The sequence below is a fragment of the Bacteroides caecigallinarum genome (genome assembly GCF_016901995.1).
GTDB classification, from domain to species: domain Bacteria; phylum Bacteroidota; class Bacteroidia; order Bacteroidales; family Bacteroidaceae; genus Phocaeicola; species Phocaeicola cellulolyticus.
In genome coordinates, this window is record NZ_JACJLE010000019.1 from 46,769 (window position 1) to 64,553 (window position 17,785).

General features: G+C 38.8%; 13 protein-coding genes. 7 read left to right on the forward strand and 6 right to left on the reverse strand.

The window, feature by feature from the left end:
* Positions 1-2: 2 nt before the first annotated feature.
* Positions 3-1,913, reverse strand: a complete 1,911-nt coding sequence (gene mutA / locus H6A61_RS06785; protein ID WP_204392292.1) for a methylmalonyl-CoA mutase small subunit — start codon at positions 1,911-1,913, stop codon at positions 3-5.
* 286 nt (positions 1,914-2,199) lie between these two features.
* On the opposite strand from mutA, the gene H6A61_RS06790 reads away from it, so the two are divergent.
* The 3 genes from H6A61_RS06790 (at position 2,200) to H6A61_RS06800 (ending at position 7,521) form a co-directional block, all read left to right on the forward strand.
* Complete coding sequence (locus tag H6A61_RS06790; RefSeq protein ID WP_204392294.1) at positions 2,200-3,882, forward strand: putative transporter; 1,683 nt, start codon at positions 2,200-2,202, stop codon at positions 3,880-3,882.
* Positions 3,883-4,010: 128 nt separating this feature from the next.
* Positions 4,011-5,651 carry an ABC-F family ATP-binding cassette domain-containing protein gene (locus tag H6A61_RS06795; protein WP_154043645.1) on the forward strand — a complete coding sequence of 547 codons (1,641 nt, stop codon included), beginning with the start codon at positions 4,011-4,013 and terminating at the stop codon, positions 5,649-5,651.
* 718 nt (positions 5,652-6,369) lie between these two features.
* Positions 6,370-7,521, forward strand: a complete 1,152-nt coding sequence (locus tag H6A61_RS06800) for a lipocalin family protein (RefSeq protein ID WP_204392296.1) — start codon at positions 6,370-6,372, stop codon at positions 7,519-7,521.
* Between the two features lie 51 nt (positions 7,522-7,572).
* On the opposite strand, the gene H6A61_RS06805 is transcribed toward H6A61_RS06800, so the two are convergent.
* The 5 genes from H6A61_RS06805 to H6A61_RS06825 form a co-directional block, all read right to left on the reverse strand.
* Complete coding sequence (locus H6A61_RS06805) at positions 7,573-9,390, reverse strand: YgiQ family radical SAM protein (protein WP_204392298.1); 1,818 nt, start codon at positions 9,388-9,390, stop codon at positions 7,573-7,575.
* Between the two features lie 3 nt (positions 9,391-9,393).
* On the reverse strand, positions 9,394-9,714 hold the full coding sequence (locus tag H6A61_RS06810) for a hypothetical protein (protein ID WP_204392299.1): 321 nt from the start codon (positions 9,712-9,714) through the stop codon (positions 9,394-9,396).
* 188 nt (positions 9,715-9,902) lie between these two features.
* Positions 9,903-10,760 (reverse strand): mechanosensitive ion channel family protein, encoded by an 858-nt coding sequence (locus H6A61_RS06815; protein ID WP_204392301.1) that lies wholly within the window; start codon positions 10,758-10,760, stop codon positions 9,903-9,905.
* A 22-nt stretch (positions 10,761-10,782) separates the two neighbouring features.
* The gene (locus H6A61_RS06820) at positions 10,783-11,400 is read right to left on the reverse strand and encodes an L-threonylcarbamoyladenylate synthase (protein ID WP_204392303.1); all 618 of its coding nucleotides are present in this window, start codon (positions 11,398-11,400) and stop codon (positions 10,783-10,785) included.
* A 60-nt stretch (positions 11,401-11,460) separates the two neighbouring features.
* Positions 11,461-13,458 carry an AAA family ATPase gene (locus H6A61_RS06825; protein WP_204392305.1) on the reverse strand — a complete coding sequence of 666 codons (1,998 nt, stop codon included), beginning with the start codon at positions 13,456-13,458 and terminating at the stop codon, positions 11,461-11,463.
* Positions 13,459-14,175: 717 nt separating this feature from the next.
* Here H6A61_RS06825 and H6A61_RS06830 point away from each other — a divergent pair.
* From H6A61_RS06830 to H6A61_RS06845, 4 genes are all read left to right on the forward strand, one after another.
* A complete protein-coding gene (locus H6A61_RS06830; RefSeq protein ID WP_204392307.1) occupies positions 14,176-16,086 on the forward strand; it encodes a tetratricopeptide repeat-containing sensor histidine kinase in 1,911 nt (636 codons plus the stop codon).
* A gap of 134 nt (positions 16,087-16,220) precedes the next feature.
* Positions 16,221-16,886, forward strand: coding sequence for a response regulator (locus tag H6A61_RS06835; RefSeq protein WP_204392308.1), 666 nt, complete (start codon positions 16,221-16,223; stop codon positions 16,884-16,886).
* Between the two features lie 24 nt (positions 16,887-16,910).
* Positions 16,911-17,084, forward strand: a complete 174-nt coding sequence (locus H6A61_RS06840) for a hypothetical protein (RefSeq protein WP_204392310.1) — start codon at positions 16,911-16,913, stop codon at positions 17,082-17,084.
* A 15-nt stretch (positions 17,085-17,099) separates the two neighbouring features.
* The gene (locus tag H6A61_RS06845) at positions 17,100-17,681 is read left to right on the forward strand and encodes a hypothetical protein (RefSeq protein WP_204392312.1); all 582 of its coding nucleotides are present in this window, start codon (positions 17,100-17,102) and stop codon (positions 17,679-17,681) included.
* Positions 17,682-17,785: the final 104 nt, after the last annotated feature.

Consider the following 17,785-nt stretch of genomic DNA (forward strand, 5'->3'; position numbering starts at 1 on the left):
AGTTATTTAATTCCTAACTTTTTGTTATACTCTTTTAAAGTTTCCAATACGTTGCAGCGAACGTGGATGAAGTTCTCGATACCTGCTGCCTTAAGGTCGTCCATGCATGCCGGAGCACCTGCCACGATATACATAGCGCGTCCGTCGAGTGCCTTGAATGCAGGGATTGCGTATTCTGCATATTCGTCATCGCTTGAACACATCACTACGATGTCAGCGTTGGCCTTCATTGCAGCTTCCACGCCTTCTTCTACTGTAGCAAAGCCGAGGTTGTCAATAACCTCATATCCGGCACATGCAAGGAAGTTGCAAGAGAACTGTGCGCGTGCCTGACGCATAGCAAGATTACCGATAGTGAGCATGAATGCTTTAGGACGTTTGCCTGAGTGTTCTGTCTGCAGACGGAGAGCTTCGAATTCGCTTGCAGCGCGTGACTTGTCAAGAGCCAAGTAAGGAGCAGCTTCTTCTGTTCCGTGGCTGCATCCGCAGTTGCATTTGCATTCTTCAGGAGTCTTTTCGCCTGCCATTTCAGAGAAGTTAGGATACTGGTTTGTACCGAGGAGTATCTCCTTGCGTTTTGAAACAGCCTCATGACGAGCCTTGTTGCTTCCGTTTACAGCTTCCTGTACTTTGTTAGCCTTTACAGCTGCAAGGAAACCGCCTTCGTCTTCTGTAGCCAGGAACAGGTTCCATGCCTGCTGAGCAATAGAAGCAGTCAGGTTCTCGATATAATATGAACCGGCAGCAGGGTCAACTATACGGTTGAGGTGAGATTCTTCCTTGAGCAATAACTGCTGGTTGCGTGCCAGACGTTCTGAGAATTCGTTAGGAGTTTCGTAAACACTGTCGAAAGGAGTCACTGTGATAGAGTTTACACCTGCCAGAGCAGCACTCATGGCTTCAGTCTGAGTACGGAGCAGATTTACATGAGCATCGAAAAGTGTAAGGTTGAATTTGGATGTTTCAGCATGTGCAACCATCTTGCAAGCGCAGTAGCAAGTACCGTCTGCACCAGTGTTAGAACAGTCTTTACGAGGACATTGAGGATTATATTCTTTTACGATGTTAGCCCAAAGCATGCGTGCGGCACGGAATTTGGCGATTTCCATGAAATAGTTTGAGCTGATACCGAAGTTGAATTTTATTTTCTTTGCGGCTAGAGCTGCTGGAACGCCTGCTTCTACCATCTGATTGAGATATTCATTACCCCAAGAGAGTGCATATCCCAACTCCTGATAGATGTATGCTCCGGCATTATTAAGGTCAACACAGTTTACGGTAATACAACGGAATTTTGGATATTCTGCCAAAACCTCAACAAGTTTCTTTGCGTTGGCAATAAGTCCGCTTCTGTCTTTGCCTTTGCCTAACATCTTGCTGATAGGGTCGAAGTTGACAGAACCCTGCAAACTCTTAGGATCGTATCCTTTTTCCTTGAAATAAGCTACAAGTAATTCTGCCAGTTCTACTGTATGTCCCTGACATGTAGAGAAGTTCAGTTCTACGCAGTCACAGCAGATGTCTTTCAGCAGTGTAGCTATATATTCGGAACTTAAATCAGATGCCTTTACTTTAAATCCAAGTGAATCAACGCCTTTGTTTAGCAAGTCCAGAGCCTTGGCATTTGCTTCAGTCGGATCAATGACTTTTATATCCTGACGTATGAACCAAGTATTGTCGTCTTTTTTTATTCCTCTTACGTATGGGAATTCTCCGGGAAGTCCTTCTGTTGTTTTCAGTCCTTCAAGATCTTCTTTGCGGTAAAAAGGTTTAACTTTAAATCCTTCGTTGGTTTTCCATACCAACTTCTTTTCAAAATCAGCGCCTTTAAGGTCAACTGTAATCTTATCCAACCATTCCTGTGTGCTTACGGAAGGGAAATCGGAAAAGAGTTTTTCTTTACTATCTGCCATAGTTGATTAGGTTTATATAAATAGGTTATATTTTAAATTTGTACTTGATTATTTTAGTACCATCTTAGGCAAAGATACAAATTTCTTCCAATCTCAACCATTTTCTGTCGGGAAATGCACTATGTATAAACATTTATTTTATAATGCAGAAGATATTTTTAGACTATTGTAAACTCTATGTGGCAAAAAAAGTTTAGGATTTGTTACTTTTAATCTGTTTAATTTGATACCTTATTATTTTTTAACTACTTTTGTCGGAAATTATTTATGTGTTATTTAATAAATTATGAATTGGTTAAGTGATTTGTTATTCAATCCTAATTCCATTGCCCACATAGTTGCTCTTTATGCCTTTGTTATAGCAGCGGGTGTGTTATTGGGAAAAATTAAAATCTTCGGCATATCGCTGGGGGTTACTTTTGTCTTGTTCGTGGGTATTCTGGTTGGTCATTTCGGATTTACCGGTAATACATCGATTCTGAATTTCGTTCAAGACTTTGGGTTAATTTTATTTGTGTTCTGTATTGGTCTTCAGGTCGGCCCTTCTTTCTTCTCTTCATTCAAGAAAGGCGGTGTAGCCATGAATATGGTTGCTGTAGGCATAGTGGCGCTGAACATTGCTGTGGCTTTGATTCTGTATTTCGCGCTTCAAGGCAGGGTGGACATCCCGATGATGGTCGGTATCTTGTGTGGTGCCGTAACCAACACTCCCGGCCTCGGTGCCGCAAATGAAGCTTTGACTCAGATAAACTATAACGGTCCCCAGATTGCCATGGGATATGCTTGTGCTTATCCGTTGGGCGTTATGGGTATAATTCTTTCCATGATTCTCATACGTATAATCTGCAGGATAGATTTAAATAAAGAAGAAGAGGAAATCAAACGTGGTGAAGAGGCGAATCCTCATCTGAAGCCTTTCTTTCTTAATCTGGAGGTTCATAACGAAGCGTTGCAGGGTAAAACAGTTTTGCAGGTACGTAACTTTTTGGCACGTGATTTCGTTTGTTCCCGAATAATGAAAAGCGACGGTTGCGTATATATTCCTACTGCAAACACTGTTTTGGAACTTAACGACAAAATGTTCATTGTGTGTGCGGAGGATGATTCTGAGGCGATTATAACATTTATCGGTCCGGAAGTGAAAGATATAAATTGGGAAACTGCCGGTAAAACTGAGAAACCGATGGTTTCGCGCCGTATTCTCGTCACGCAGTCTAATATTAATGGCAAGACGTTGGGAGAGCTTCATTTCAACAGTATGTATGGCGTAAACGTAACCCGTGTGAACCGTTCCGGTATGGACTTGTTCGCTTCTCGCCAGCTTACTCTTCAAGTGGGTGACCGTGTAATGGTCGTAGGTCCGCAAGATGCGGTTGAGCGTGTAGCCGGTTTGTTGGGTAATCAGTTGAAACGCCTTGACCATCCTAATATAGTAACCATATTTATTGGTATTCTCTGTGGTATATTGTTTGGAAGTCTTCCGTTTGCCATTCCGGGTATTCCTACTCCTATAAAACTAGGTCTTGCGGGTGGTCCGCTTATCATTTCCATACTTATAGGCCGTTTCGGATATAAGGTTAAACTTGTTACATATACAACGATGAGTGCGAACCTTATGTTGCGTGAGGTGGGTTTGGCTTTGTTCCTGGCGAGTGTTGGTATCAAGGCCGGTGAGAATTTTGTTCATACGGTAGTAGAAGGCGACGGTTTATTATATGTCGGTATAGGCTTCCTTATCACAATAATTCCTTTGATTATTATGGGAATTGTAGCCAGATGGAGACACAAGTTGAATTATTACACATTGATTGGACTTATTGCAGGTAGTAATACTGACCCGCCTGCATTGGCATATGCAAATCAGGTATCAAGCAATGATGCTCCTGCCGTAGGTTATTCCACGGTTTATCCGTTGAGCATGTTCTTGCGTATTCTTACGGCGCAGTTATTGATACTGCTGATGGCATGATTTTATATGAAATGACCTGTGGTTGGCAAGTGGATAAGGACAATATCCCCGTCTGCTTGCCAATTTATTTTGTAATTGCAGTTCAACTCAAAAACTTATAAACTCACAAACTAAAAACTTTTAATTATATGATTTCAGTAGATGGATTGACCGTTGAATTTGGCGGTACCACCTTGTTTAGTGACATTAGTTTTCAGATCAATGAGAAAGACCGTATAGCCCTTATGGGAAAGAACGGAGCCGGAAAGTCAACCTTGTTAAAGATTTTGGCTGGGGTAAGGCAACCTACCCGTGGAAAAGTTACAGCACCTAAGGACTGTGTCATTGCATATTTACCACAGCATCTGATGACCGAAGATGGCAGAACCGTTTTCGAAGAAGCGTCGCAGGCTTTTGCACATCTTCAGGAGATGGAAAAGGAGATAGAGGCAATGAACAATGAGCTGGCCACAAGAACAGACTATGAAAGCGATTCATATATGGCTCTTATAGAGAAAGTGGCTGCCATGAGCGAAAAGTTCTATGCCATAGACATGACTCACTTCGAAGAAGATGTAGAGAAGGCTCTCCTTGGTCTTGGGTTTATGAGAGAAGATTTCAACCGTCCTACGAGTGATTTCAGCGGCGGATGGCGTATGCGTATAGAGTTGGCAAAGCTTCTTCTTCAGAATCCGGATGTATTGTTGCTCGACGAGCCTACAAACCATCTTGACATCGAGTCTATACAGTGGCTTGAAGAGTTCCTGATCAACAGTGCAAAGGCTGTAATCGTTATAAGCCACGACCGTAAGTTTGTTGACAATATCACTACACGTACCATAGAAGTCACAATGGGACGCATATACGACTATAAGGTGAATTATTCTCAATATCTCGTCCTTCGTAAAGAACGTCGCGAACAGCAGATGAAGCAGTACGAGGAACAGCAGAAGATGATTCAGGAGACGAAAGACTTTATAGAACGTTTCAAAGGTACATACAGCAAGACTCTTCAGGTGCAGAGCCGTGTGAAGATGCTTGAGAAACTAGAGCTGATTGAGGTTGACGAAGAAGATACTTCGGCGTTGAGGCTTAAATTCCCGCCTTCACCACGCAGTGGAAGCTATCCTGTAATAATGGATGGAGTAGGAAAGACATATGGCGATCATGTGGTGTTCCGTAATGCTACTCTGACGATAGAACGTGGCGATAAAGTGGCTTTTGTAGGTAAGAATGGTGAGGGTAAGTCAACTCTCGTGAAATGTATCATGAATGAGATAGACCATGAAGGTACACTTACACTCGGACATAACGTACAGATAGGTTATTTCGCGCAGAACCAGGCTTCGCTTCTTGACGAGAATCTTACAGTGTTCCAGACTATAGACGATGTGGCTAAAGGAGAAATCAGGAACAAAATAAGAGACCTGCTTGGAGCATTTATGTTCGGTGGTCCGGAAGAATCAATGAAGAAAGTCAAGGTCTTGTCAGGTGGTGAACGTACCCGTCTGGCTATGATTAAACTTCTGCTTGAACCTGTGAATTTGCTTATCCTCGACGAGCCTACCAACCATCTTGATATGAAGACCAAGGATATATTGAAACAGGCTCTCATGGATTTTGACGGAACTCTGATTGTGGTATCCCATGACCGTGATTTCCTTGATGGACTTGTTACCAAAGTTTATGAGTTCGGTAATAAGAAGGTTAAAGAACATCTGTGCGGTATATACGAGTTCCTTGAGACAAAGAAGATGGAAAGTCTTCAGGAACTTGAGAAGAAGAAATAGTATTTTCTTTTTGATAGTAAAAAGGGGATTTTGCTATTAAAAAGAAACTTTTTGGAGAATTGTTATGAAAAATAAAATTATGAAATTTGTTGAAATAGAAATGATTAGTTAAATATGTTTTCTTATACATAATATGCTAGTGTCTAAAATGTAAATTAATAATGGTTATATTGTGAATTTTACTCAGTTTGTTAACATATTATCATCGTCATAAAATTTTTTTTCTTCTCCAATAAATATAAAAACGTCTCCATGTTTTACTGAAAATGCCTTGAAACTTCAGTCAAAACATGGAGACGTTTTGTTTTTGTCATCAAATAAAGTGTTTTTTCTTCTGGAAATGACTTCTGAATGCAATTCTTATAAATGATAATATGTAAATGAAATGGCAATATATGCACATCTGTGTGTGGTAATGTATTTTTATCTTTACATTTGTAAATGTTGTGGTTGTATATGTTGACTTTGTGATATGTTGGCAGCCTCTGTGCTTTAAATTTTTAGAAATAGAATGTATATGCTTGTGTAGAATTAGAATTATGGGCATTGTAGAAATCAAAATGTCAAAATGCTATTTTGATTTTTGTATTAGCGTATGTGATATTGTAATTTCTATATATTTTTTCTGAAAGTCATTATTTCAAAATATGAGTTATAATATTGGTTTCATGATATCTTTGTCTATATTTGCTATTGTATTAACCAGATAAATTTAAATATGAAACAGTTTGTTTTGTTATTACCATTGGTAATTTGTTCCTGTACAACAGGCGAACGTGATTTAAAAGGAAACTGGATTGAAGTTTTACCTCCGGATATGCCTTATGTGCAAGGCGTTTGTATTAAAGATAATGGTATAGCAGAGTCTATAGGAATGGAAACCTTGAAATATCATGGATGGGAGGAGCATGGTAACAAACTTATTCTGAATGGTGAAAGTATTGGTAACGGGCAGACAATATTATTTGCCGATACATTCGATATTATAAGTTTGAAAAATGATACTTTGGTATTGAAAGATAAAGGCAGAATTACTACTTACGCACGCTGCAATGGAGATGTAATGAAGAAAAATCCTTCAAGACAAGCATATGAAGGATTTGAATGGAAAGAAATTTCCGGAGCCGGTTTGAAACTGATGGCTCAAAGAAATGACGATATAAGGCTGTTGATCGATCCGTTGCTTCCAGGTGTGGTAATGGTGAGAAACGGTGATGTTGCTCCTCACGCTTTAATCAGGATATTCCAGTTGAAGAATAAAAGTATAGATGACGTTAAAGATATACTCTCAAGTTCCGCTGACTGGGATAAAAGTCAGACATGCAGATTTGAAGAAACTGCGTCCGGCAGAAGTGGAGTACACAGGTATGTAATGCTCCCTGACGGTGATTATGCTGAGATGATAGACAGTTTGAAGAAGCAGGAACCTGTTCCGAGTACATGCAATGGTTGGGGAACGGGTAATAGCGGAATGAGATATTTTGAAATATTCGATAATGCTCCGGACAAGGCTGTCTTTATGGAAATAGGTCAGGATGCACCGCTGTTTGATGAAAACAGTATCGAGTTGTGTGAAACTGAAACGGACTCAACCTCTATGGACTTGCTTTATACCATGGAAGGCGAATTGAGAATAGGGCATGAAGTGAGAGCATTTATTCCTTCCGGCAGCGACAGAGAGTTCTGGATTGTTGACAAGACCGGCCAGTTGCTTGAAAAGTATGATAAGATAACTAAAGGTCAGAAAAACGGCAAGCCCGTAAAAGTTACATTAAGACTTGAATATAACGGAAAGTGGGACGATGGCTTTGCCGCTGAATATGATGGAACGTACCTTGTACGTGAAGTTGTGGATTTGAAAGCTGAATAATATAAAACGAGTGAAACAAAAATAAGTATCGTTTGTTTCACTCGTCTTTTTTTATCTCTTCTTGTAAAGTTTGTCTATAAGGTCATTCCTTCCCATACGCCTCAGTTCATTGATAATATTTTTTCTTTCCTCAGGCTTGTACCAGAAGAAGAACATGCGTTGCGCAAGTTTCTCTTTCTGAGTTTTTGCAGAGAAAATTGGTTCAAGGGTATAAGGATGATAACCTGTGTACCAGGCTTCTGTAGCGACAGTCATAGGAGTAGGAGTGAAGTCCTGAACCTGTTCCAGATGGAAGTCAAGCCTTTTGGTTATAACTGCCAGTTCTGCCATATCCTCGGCTGTACATCCTGGGTGACTGCTTATGAAGTATGGTATAATCTGTTGGCGCAGGTTATGTTCCGTATTTATGCGGTCGAATATCTTCTTGAACCTTTCAAACTGCTCAAACGGAGGTTTCCGCATGACGTAAAGCACTTTGTCGCTTGTATGCTCTGGTGCTACCTTCAGTCGTCCGCTCACGTGTTTCATTATCAGTTCGCGGGTGTATTCCTGAGTGCATTTGTTTACAGCCTGGTCTTTGCTTTCGTGCAGAAGCAGGTCATATCGCACACCGCTGCCAATAAAGCTCTTTTTGATTCCTGGAAGTGCATCAACGGCATGATATATGTCCAATAGTGGTCTGTGGTCTGTATTCAGATTAGGACATACTTTGGGATGGATGCACGAAGGACGTTTGCACCGGCGGCACATACTTTCGTCTTTTCCCCTCATGGCATACATGTTGGCAGACGGGCCTCCAAGGTCGCTCAGATAACCCTTGAAATCAGGCATTTCTGTTATAGCTTTCACCTCCTTCAAGATACTTTCCTTGCTTCGGCTTACGATGAATTTTCCCTGGTGGGCTGATATGGTGCAGAATGCGCATCCTCCGAAACATCCTCTGTGGAGATTGACGGAGAATTTTATCATATCGTATGCCGGAATACGCTTGTTCTTGTATTTCGGATGCGGAAGGCGTGTATATGGAAGGTCGAACGACATATCAAGCTCGCCCTGAGTCATTGGCGGATAAGGCGGATTTACCACTACTACTTTCTTGCCCGACTCCTGGATAATCCTCTGCGCTGCATATTTGTTCGATTCCTCTTCTATATGTCTGAAGTTTTCAGCTTGTTTCTTCTTGTCTTTCAGGCATTCCTCATGAGAGTAAAGCCTTAAGTCATTTTCTTCAGGCTTGAATTCTTCCTTTTTGCATACATACGCAGTCTGAAGAATATCTGTCGGTATGGTTGGATTTTCAGACATGTGTTTGCACAAGTCAGTGATTGGCTTTTCTCCCATACCGTAAATCAGAAGGTCTGCTCCGGAGTCAATCAGAATGGACTGTCTGACCTTGTCCTGCCAGTAATCGTAGTGGGTAAGACGGCGCAGTGAGGCCTCTATTCCGCCTATGATGACTGGTACATCGGGATAGAGTTTCTTCAATATTTGTGAATATACTATAGTAGGATATTCCGGGCGCATGTCATGTCGTCCGTCAGGAGTATATGCGTCTTCGCTTCGCAAACGCTTGTTGGCAGTATATTTGTTCACCATACTGTCCATACATCCGGCAGATATTCCGAAGAAGAGTCTTGGCTTTCCCAGTTTCTTGAAGTCGCGAAGGTCGTCACGCCAGTTTGGCTGTGGTACGATGGCAACTTTAAGTCCTTGAGCTTCAAGCATTCTTCCTATCACGGCAGCTCCGAATGACGGATGGTCAACATATGCGTCACCACTGAACAGAATGACATCGAGTTCATCCCATCCTCTAAGCTCTACTTCTTTCTTGGTTGTAGGCAACCAGTCCGTTAGATTATGTTCTTTCAAGATTTATTCTTCTGTTTCTTCGATATTACCTTTTTCTCTCTCCCAGTTTATGTATAGCATGATGAGCTGATGCAGGCCGAAAGCTTTCATATTGTCATGATAAATAACATTCAGGCAGAGGTCCAGCAAGTCCTTACAGTCGTTCTCAGACGAGCCTATAAGTGAACGGATGTTTAGTTTAAGTTTTTCCAACACGCTTTCGTCAACTATACCGTTGCTGTCAATAAGTTGCTGGAACAGAGAATATTTTTCGATTGTTTTGAGATTTTCTTCCGAAATGTTCAGGCTTCTTGTACCTGAAGGATTAGCTTGAATTGTAAACATGGTTTTATGGGTTTATGTTGTTAATAGGACAAATATAATAAGAAGTCTTGAATATTTAGCGATAAAATGTTTTTAAATGCTGTTTTGAGTCTTGTATATTTTAAATGCTTTTCTATGAGTTGAAAAAACAGCCCAAGAATATGTAATAAATACATAGACCTGGGCTGATAGAAGAATAATATGTTTTTTTAATCTTTGGCCTGATGAACCGTAAGTTGTGGGAATGGGAATCCGATACCTTCTTTATTGAATGTTTCATAAACCTTTTTGTTGAAGTCGAAATAAACATCCCAATAGTTGGCTGTAGATGCCCATGCGCGTACTTTTATGTCAACACTGCTTGCAGACAGTGATCCAAGGCCTATAAATGGTGCAGGGTCTTTAAGTATTCTTTCGTCTTCGTTTATAAGACGTTCAATTACTGCTTTTACCTTTTCGAAATCTTCACCGTATTCAACTCCGATTACCCATTCGGCACGTCTTGTGTCCTGTTTGCTGTAATTTACAACAACATTACTGCTCATAGAGCCGTTTGGAACATAAATTATCTTGTTGTCAACGGTTGCAAGAATTGTGTGGAAAATCTGTATTTCCTTTACTGTACCGCTTGCACCTGGACCGTCTATGAAGTCACCTACCTTGAATGGTTTGAATACAAGGATGATGAGTCCGCCTGCAAAATTTGAGAGATTGCCTGAAAGTGCCATACCGATAGCAACACCGGCAGAAGCAAGTATTGCAGCGAAACTTGTGGTTTCAACACCAAGACGGGCTATTACTGCAAATGCAAGTATCAGGTTAAGTGTAATGCTTAAAAGACTTTTCAGGAATGTCTTGACACTGACTTCAAGTTTGCGTCTTTCTAGGAATTTTGTAAGAAGTTTGCCTATTTGTTTGATAAGGAAACGTCCGATTACATATATCAGAATAGCTCCGATTATGTTTTTACCGGTTTCGATACCCCAGCTGACCAGTTTGTCAAGTACAGCTTCGATGTTTACTCTTGATGTAACGCTTGACGCAACGTTTAGTAATGTAAGTAGCATAATTTTTATAATTGTTTAAAAGTTATTCGTCTAATATTCCTTTTCCCTGACGTATTATTTCCGCTTCGTCTTCAATACAGTTTACTACTGTTGAAGGATCAATACCTCCTATACCGCCGTCTATTATGATGTCGGCATCGTTTCCGAACTTCTCATATATGAGTTCAGGGTCAGTAACATATTCCGGATCTTCATTCTCGTCAAGCGGAAGTGTAGTTGATAGGATAGGGGCATCTATCATCTGGCATATTTCCCTGATTATATCATTGTCAGGTACACGTATTCCAACTTCCTTCCTGTTTCTGAATATTTTCGGCAGACGGCTGTCTGCTTTCAATATAAATGTGAATGGTCCCGGCAGGTTACGCTTCATAAGTTTGAATGTGTTGTTGCTTACTCTGGCATATTCACTTATGTTGCTTAAATCATAACAAATAATGGACAGGTGATGTTTACGCGGATCGATTTTTTTTAACTTGCAGATACGTTCTATGGGACGTTCTTTCAGTGCGTGACAACCTATGGCATACATTGTGTCGGTTGGATAGATTATTATTCCTCCATCATTCAGAGTGTCTGCTATGCTTTGCAGTGTGTCTATACTGTTGTTTTTATTGTACAGTTTTATTAATGTACCCATAATGTTTCGTTTAAATCTGAATATTTGCGAAAATAATAAAAAATATTGAGAAATCGTTTTTTATTTTTGTTTCTTTCTAAGCTCTTCAGCTATTCTGTATTGTATCTCTGCTTCGTATTCCATTCCTGCTGATTCGAGTGCTTCTCCGAAGAATTGGTGTGCTCCTGCGTTCTCCGGTTTCAGACTTGTGGCTCTGTCAAGGTCGGATATCGCTTCTTCCGTTCTGCCTGTGAAAAGTCTTAGCTTGCCACGGTTATATATTGCTTTAAAATTGTTTGGCTGAATATGCAGTGCATGGTTAAGGCATCTTTCCGCTTCCTCTACATTGTCTTCGTCGAAAAACGTAACACCTTTTCTCACCCATGCATCGACAAATTCAGGATACAGTTCTATCGCCTTGTCAAAATTGGCATGTGCAGCTCTTGTATCTTTGGCCTTGGTGATGCATTCATTTCCCATAAGGTAGTACTCATGGGCATATTTTTTTAGATTTTCCTTTTGTTTTCTCAGCTCTTCTTTCAGTGCCTTGTTTTCAGCCTTTAATTTGTTGATTATTCCGAGTTTCTTTCGTATATATCTCTGTATAAGTGGTTTCTCAATATCGTAACGGCTGTGTATAGCTTTGAAAAAGCTGTCTAAGAATTCTGCGAAATTACCTTTGTCGAATTCTTTTATAGCCTTTTCGTATTCAATGTCGGCCTGCGCTTTTTTCATTGCTCGTTCAATAGACATTGCATCATTGAATTTTTGTGCAAACTCTGCAATTTCCGGCTTCACAAAGATGTCCGACTTCGTAATTTCTTTTTTCAACTGTATTCCTTCCAGCGATGTACATCTGCTTAGGGCTACGTATGTTTGTCCTCCGGCGAATACTCCTCCTGTGAAATCTATTATTACACGGTTGAATGTAAGCCCTTGACTCTTGTGGACAGTTATTGCCCATGCTAATTTTATAGGAAACTGTTTGAAGGTGCCAAGTTCCTCTTCTTCAATTTTCTTTTCCTGTTCGTTGTAATGATAGCGTATGTTGCTCCAGCTTTCCTGTTCCACATAGAATTCCCTGCCTTCTTCCGTAGTGATGCTTATGCTTCCGTCCGGTAGAAATCCTGTTATTGTTCCCAAAGTGCCGTTCACCCAGCGCTTTTCCATGTCGTTCTTTATGAAAATTATCTGCGCACCTTTTTTAACGGTCAGTTCCATATTTGTAGGAAGACTGCTTTCAGGAAATTCACCTTTTATTTCACCCTTTAATACTACCGGCTGACTGTCAAGTTCTTCCAGTTTTCTTTCGTTGATGTAGTCCACACTGTCACGTCGTGTAGCAAGGGTGATGTACATGTCACTTTCGTTGTTTGAAACAGGCGCGTTGAAACGTGTATTAAGAAGTTGCAGATCGGCTGCACGTGTCGTGTTAGTTCGTATATGGTCAAGTATTCCTACGAAAGCCTTGTCTGTTTGTCTATATACTTTGGTCAGTTCTATGGATACCAATTCCATCTGTCGGAATACATTTGCCGAAAAGAAATACGGATTAGGATAGAACCTGCTTAGTATTTCCTTTTCATCACTTTTCACTACAGGTTCAAGTTGGAATACATCACCGACCAGCAACAGCTGCTTTCCACCGAAAGGCTCCCTCATGTTTCCTGAATATACTCTTAAAACTTTGTCTATGAAGTCTATAATGTCGGCCCTTACCATTGAAATCTCATCAATAATGACCAGTTCAAGACTTTTTAGTAGTTTTCTGTGATTGGATGTATATTTAAGTGATTCGTGGAGTCTGTTTCCTCTGAATTTTGGGTCGTCCGGTAGGAGCGGATGAAACGGAAGTTTGAAAAAACTGTGCATAGTGCTCCCTCCTGCATTAATGGCGGCAATACCGGTAGGAGCCAGAACTACATATTTCTTTTTTGTATTCTGGCAGATATATTTCAGGAATGTGGATTTTCCGGTTCCGGCCTTACCCGTAAGAAAGACGGACTGGTGTGTATATTGTATTAACTTTAGTGCATTCTGGAATTCCTGATTGCTTGTGTCTATATCTAATGTAGCCATTGTAGGACAGTAACTTTCTTTTTTATGTTTTTTCAGATTGCGAATATAACAATAAATTCATATTTAACGATGGATACCTTGAGCATTTCTTTGAAATGAAAAAAGCGCCTGTAGATTGATACAGACGCTTTTCTTTATTTACAGACCTCACGGTCATAATTTTCGAATTACAAGGGTCATTACGACCCGAAATTTTACTTTCTGTTTGCCATGTTGTCGTTCAACATTACATAACCCCAAATCATTGGGTTTGCATTGGCAATCTTGTTAAAAATACTTTTTACCTTTTTCATAATGTTATCCTTTCTTCTTTAAGTTAATAATAACTTTTCTTTTCTCAGGCGAACCTCACGGCCGGCCTTCGACTTTTACCTTAATCATTTTACCTATTAACCTTAAAATTATTTATGTGTTTAGTTAAGCTTAGGACCTTTCGGTCTTTAATTACATTGCAAAGATAAGTCCTTTTTTAATGCAAAATATGTTTTACGACATGTTTTTCTATTTTTATGACCTTTTATTGATGTAAATCAAAGAAAAGTATTATAGATGACATAATTGTCATGCGATACATCTTTTTTGTCATGTCATTTTTGTCATATAATTACCTGCATGTCATGTATTATATTTATGATAATAATAAAATCCTATTTTGATGCTTTAGTATTAAGATTATTATTATTTTTACGGATATATAAATTAAATGTTTTTTTTATTATGATCAAAAAATTAATGTGTGTGGTTTTAGGGGGACTTTTGTGTCTAGGTTATGCTGTTTGTAATACACCGGTGTCGGACAGCTTGAGAATTGAATTATCAAAAACAGAAGGAAAAGGTTTACAAAAGGAACATTTGGCTGAGATATATTTGCGGTTAAGCGAAGAATATGAATCTGTCAATGTTGATTCTGCCATATATTTTACAGATAAAGGACTTGATATTTATAAAAAGCCTGAATATGGCAGTTGGATGTATCTTCGTCTTTTAAATTCAAAGGCTACATATTATTATTCTCATGGGGAGTTTGAAAAATCTAAAACAATGTATTTGGATTTGTTGTCACATGCTTCTAAGATGAAAGAACGTGATTATGATTTTGAGGCAACCGTTTCCATGTCTGTCGGAGTGGTTTATAGGAAGATTGGAATAACGGATTCCACATTATTTTATTATAATCAGGCTAGCGATTATGCTAAGATTTCTGCTGATAAGAGTACGTTGTCATCTATATATTATAATATAGGTGCAATGTATTTTGCCAGTGAAAGATATGGCGATGCATTACCGAATGCTGAGATAGCAGCAAAATATGCTCAAGAGATTGATGATGTAAATATGTATATGTATTCCAGAATTTTATTGGCTGCAGCTTATGCCAGGATGGGGAAATATACCGAAGGAGCTGAAATTCTGAAAGACAATATCGAGATGGCTATAGACAAGAATTTTATAATGCTGGCAATGAGTTCGTTCGGTCCATTGTTAAGCAATTATCAGCTATGGGGCAAAAAAGATTCTGTAAAGATATATATGGATAAGTACGGAAAGTATGTCGATGAAATTCCCGCAGGCAGTCCGACAGCCCTTGAGATTATGGCAACGCGTGCCAGCATATATAATTGGATGGGAGAGTATCAGAAAAGTCTTGATATACTTTTAGGAAATCCCCAGCTTTTGTCTCAGATTTCATATGAAGCCTACAACAGACTTTTATATCACAACTATGAAGGATTGGGTGATTATAAGAAAGCTTTTGAAAAACTTCTGGATGTTTATGCTTACACTGATTCATTGATGAAAACAAGTATTAATACAGAGATGTCTGAATTGAATGCAAAGCTCAATGTCAATGCTAAAGAACTTGAAATATCAAGACTTGAGAATGAGCATGCACGTCAGAAAGCTGCCAATGTCCGTTTGGGTATATATATGGGTGTTGTCATAGTTTTATTGTTCATTATAATCCTTGTCCTGCAGCATAAACGTAAAATCCAACAAAAAGAAGCCGAACTTATATCTGCCAAAAGATATATTGACGGATTGGAAAATGAACGAAAACGATTGGCAAAAGACCTGCATGATGGTGTGTGTAATGATTTGCTTGGTGTTATTATGCATATTAAGAGGAATGATGTGTCTGACGAGGAAAAACAGAATGCCATACATCTTCTTGAAGAAATAAGATGTGGAGTAAGAGATATTTCTCACGAACTTATGCCTCCAAGTTTTCAATTTACAGACCTTGACGAAATGCTTAATGATTATTTTGCTAAGACAGAAGAACAGACAGGAATACATATTGAATATACATCAAGTTCTGATAAAGGATGGGAGCAGATACCTCACAAGGTTGGATATGAAGTTTATCGCATAATGCAGGAAATGATGAGCAATATTGTTAAATATGCTAATGTGGATCACGTCCAGGTAAAGATGAAACAAGAGATGGAAAATCTGAAAATGGAGATTTCTTATGATGGAAAATGGGATGAAAATGATAATAAAAATAGCGGTATAGGTATGCGTACAATAGACGACCGACTTAAAACAATTGGAGGTATCTATTATGTGACAAAAGATAATGGAGTTGTCATAAATATTGATATACATCTGTTTGGAAATGTTTGAGAAATGTAAAAATCACGGTTTTCGGTGAATTTTCTTTCTTTATATTTATGTTCCTTTGCATTGTAAAACAAATTTATTTGTTTAATTGTAAATAAATGTGATTGTTGGGTGTTATGGAGGTATATGGAAATGAAATGAAAAACGCTAAACCTGCAGTATTATTGGTTGATGACCATGCTTTGATACTTCAAGGTATAAAATTCATTGTTGACAGTATGCTTGAAATAGGTGAAGTATATACTGCATCCTCCGGTTCGGAGGCCATAACACTTATGAAAAACAATTCATTTGCAGTTTGCTTGATTGATATTGAGTTGCCAGATTTAAGTGGCTTTGAACTTATGGAAATAATAAGGAACATGGTGCCGCAAACTCGTATAATTATAAACACTATGCACGAAGAACCTTGGGTAGTAAAGAAACTTATTCAAATGGGGGTTGATGGTGTTATACTTAAATCGGCTGATACTGATGAAATAAAAAATGCGTTGAGGAGTGTTCTGAACGGGGAAAGTTATTTTTGTGATGAATTCAATAAGATAAAGAAAAGATTAAGGTTGAATGGCGACACTCCAGACTATCATTCATTGTTGACAAATCGTGAAATGGATGTTTTGAAAGCTATTTCTATGGGAATGCAGACAAAAGAAATAGCAGAATCGCTACATGTGTCGGTAAATACTGTTGAGTCTCACAGAAAGAGCTTGTTCTCAAAATTCGAGGTAAGAAATGCTGTTGAATTGGTATTAAAGGCCATTAATAATGGCATAATTCATCTTGATCCTAATAAGAATATTTAAGAATACTAATTAATATTATCTATTATGAAAGCATTTTATTCATTATTACTGTTGTTGGCAGTTGCGCTGACATCATGTGACGAGGTTTTAGGAACACAAGATCAAATTGAACTGGCCGATGGTACTTCAACATCACTTGTTGTAAGTGCTGATGAAAATCTGGAAGCTGCGATAAAATCACACACTATAAATTATTAAAAAGTTATCATGGTTATGAGACCCATAAATCTATTAAGCCGCTGTATTTTTTATTTCCTTGTCGTGTTATTGCCTATATTTACAGTATCAGTGACAATGACATCATGTGATAAATTGATTGACCTCATTGAAGGTGGTGAAGAAGATGAAGATGATCTTGGCGATACTTCTGATGAAGGGTATGAAGATGGTTTTCATACTTCAGATGGAAAAGAACCGTATTTTAAGTTTGGTGCAGAAAATATTGTTGTGCCTGCATGTGGATATGTTGACGAAACATATGGAAATAATACCTTTGCTTTAAGGTATGAAACCAATATTGTTGATGAATTACATTTTTGCTTGGAATCTTTCAAGAAATTCAATGAAAATGGAGGTCAGATTGAAAGTGCCGATGATATTCCTTTCTTTATCTTTAGAGAGCCTGATTTCTATGTGAGCAGTCCAACAGAAACCATTGTATATTTCAATACAAATGCCAAGACAGAATCTATTACAGATAAGTTACTTGTGTATGGATATAATAATCCTGATAGTATTATAGCTTCAATACAGATTATGCAAGAAGCTGGTAAATCTGTAAGAGTTGTCGATTAAGTAGATGTTCATAATTAGTTTATATCATATAGATTTGCTACCTTTGCCTCATAATCCTCAAAGCTACCTCTATGGGCAAAGTCAAATCAATCAGATTAAAGGAC

Excerpts from the sequence above, each read along its gene's own strand:
- mutA (WP_204392292.1), bottom strand. The coding sequence starts at position 1,913 with ATGGCAGATAGTAAAGAAAAACTCTTTTCCGATTTCCCTTCCGTAAGC.
- H6A61_RS06790 (WP_204392294.1), top strand. The coding sequence starts at position 2,200 with ATGAATTGGTTAAGTGATTTGTTATTCAATCCTAATTCCATTGCCCAC.
- H6A61_RS06795 (WP_154043645.1), top strand. The coding sequence starts at position 4,011 with ATGATTTCAGTAGATGGATTGACCGTTGAATTTGGCGGTACCACCTTG.
- H6A61_RS06800 (WP_204392296.1), top strand. The coding sequence starts at position 6,370 with ATGAAACAGTTTGTTTTGTTATTACCATTGGTAATTTGTTCCTGTACA.
- H6A61_RS06810 (WP_204392299.1), bottom strand. The coding sequence starts at position 9,714 with ATGTTTACAATTCAAGCTAATCCTTCAGGTACAAGAAGCCTGAACATT.
- H6A61_RS06815 (WP_204392301.1), bottom strand. The coding sequence starts at position 10,760 with ATGCTACTTACATTACTAAACGTTGCGTCAAGCGTTACATCAAGAGTA.
- H6A61_RS06820 (WP_204392303.1), bottom strand. The coding sequence starts at position 11,400 with ATGGGTACATTAATAAAACTGTACAATAAAAACAACAGTATAGACACA.
- H6A61_RS06825 (WP_204392305.1), bottom strand. The coding sequence starts at position 13,458 with ATGGCTACATTAGATATAGACACAAGCAATCAGGAATTCCAGAATGCA.
- H6A61_RS06830 (WP_204392307.1), top strand. The coding sequence starts at position 14,176 with ATGATCAAAAAATTAATGTGTGTGGTTTTAGGGGGACTTTTGTGTCTA.
- H6A61_RS06835 (WP_204392308.1), top strand. The coding sequence starts at position 16,221 with ATGAAAAACGCTAAACCTGCAGTATTATTGGTTGATGACCATGCTTTG.
- H6A61_RS06840 (WP_204392310.1), top strand. The coding sequence starts at position 16,911 with ATGAAAGCATTTTATTCATTATTACTGTTGTTGGCAGTTGCGCTGACA.
- H6A61_RS06845 (WP_204392312.1), top strand. The coding sequence starts at position 17,100 with ATGAGACCCATAAATCTATTAAGCCGCTGTATTTTTTATTTCCTTGTC.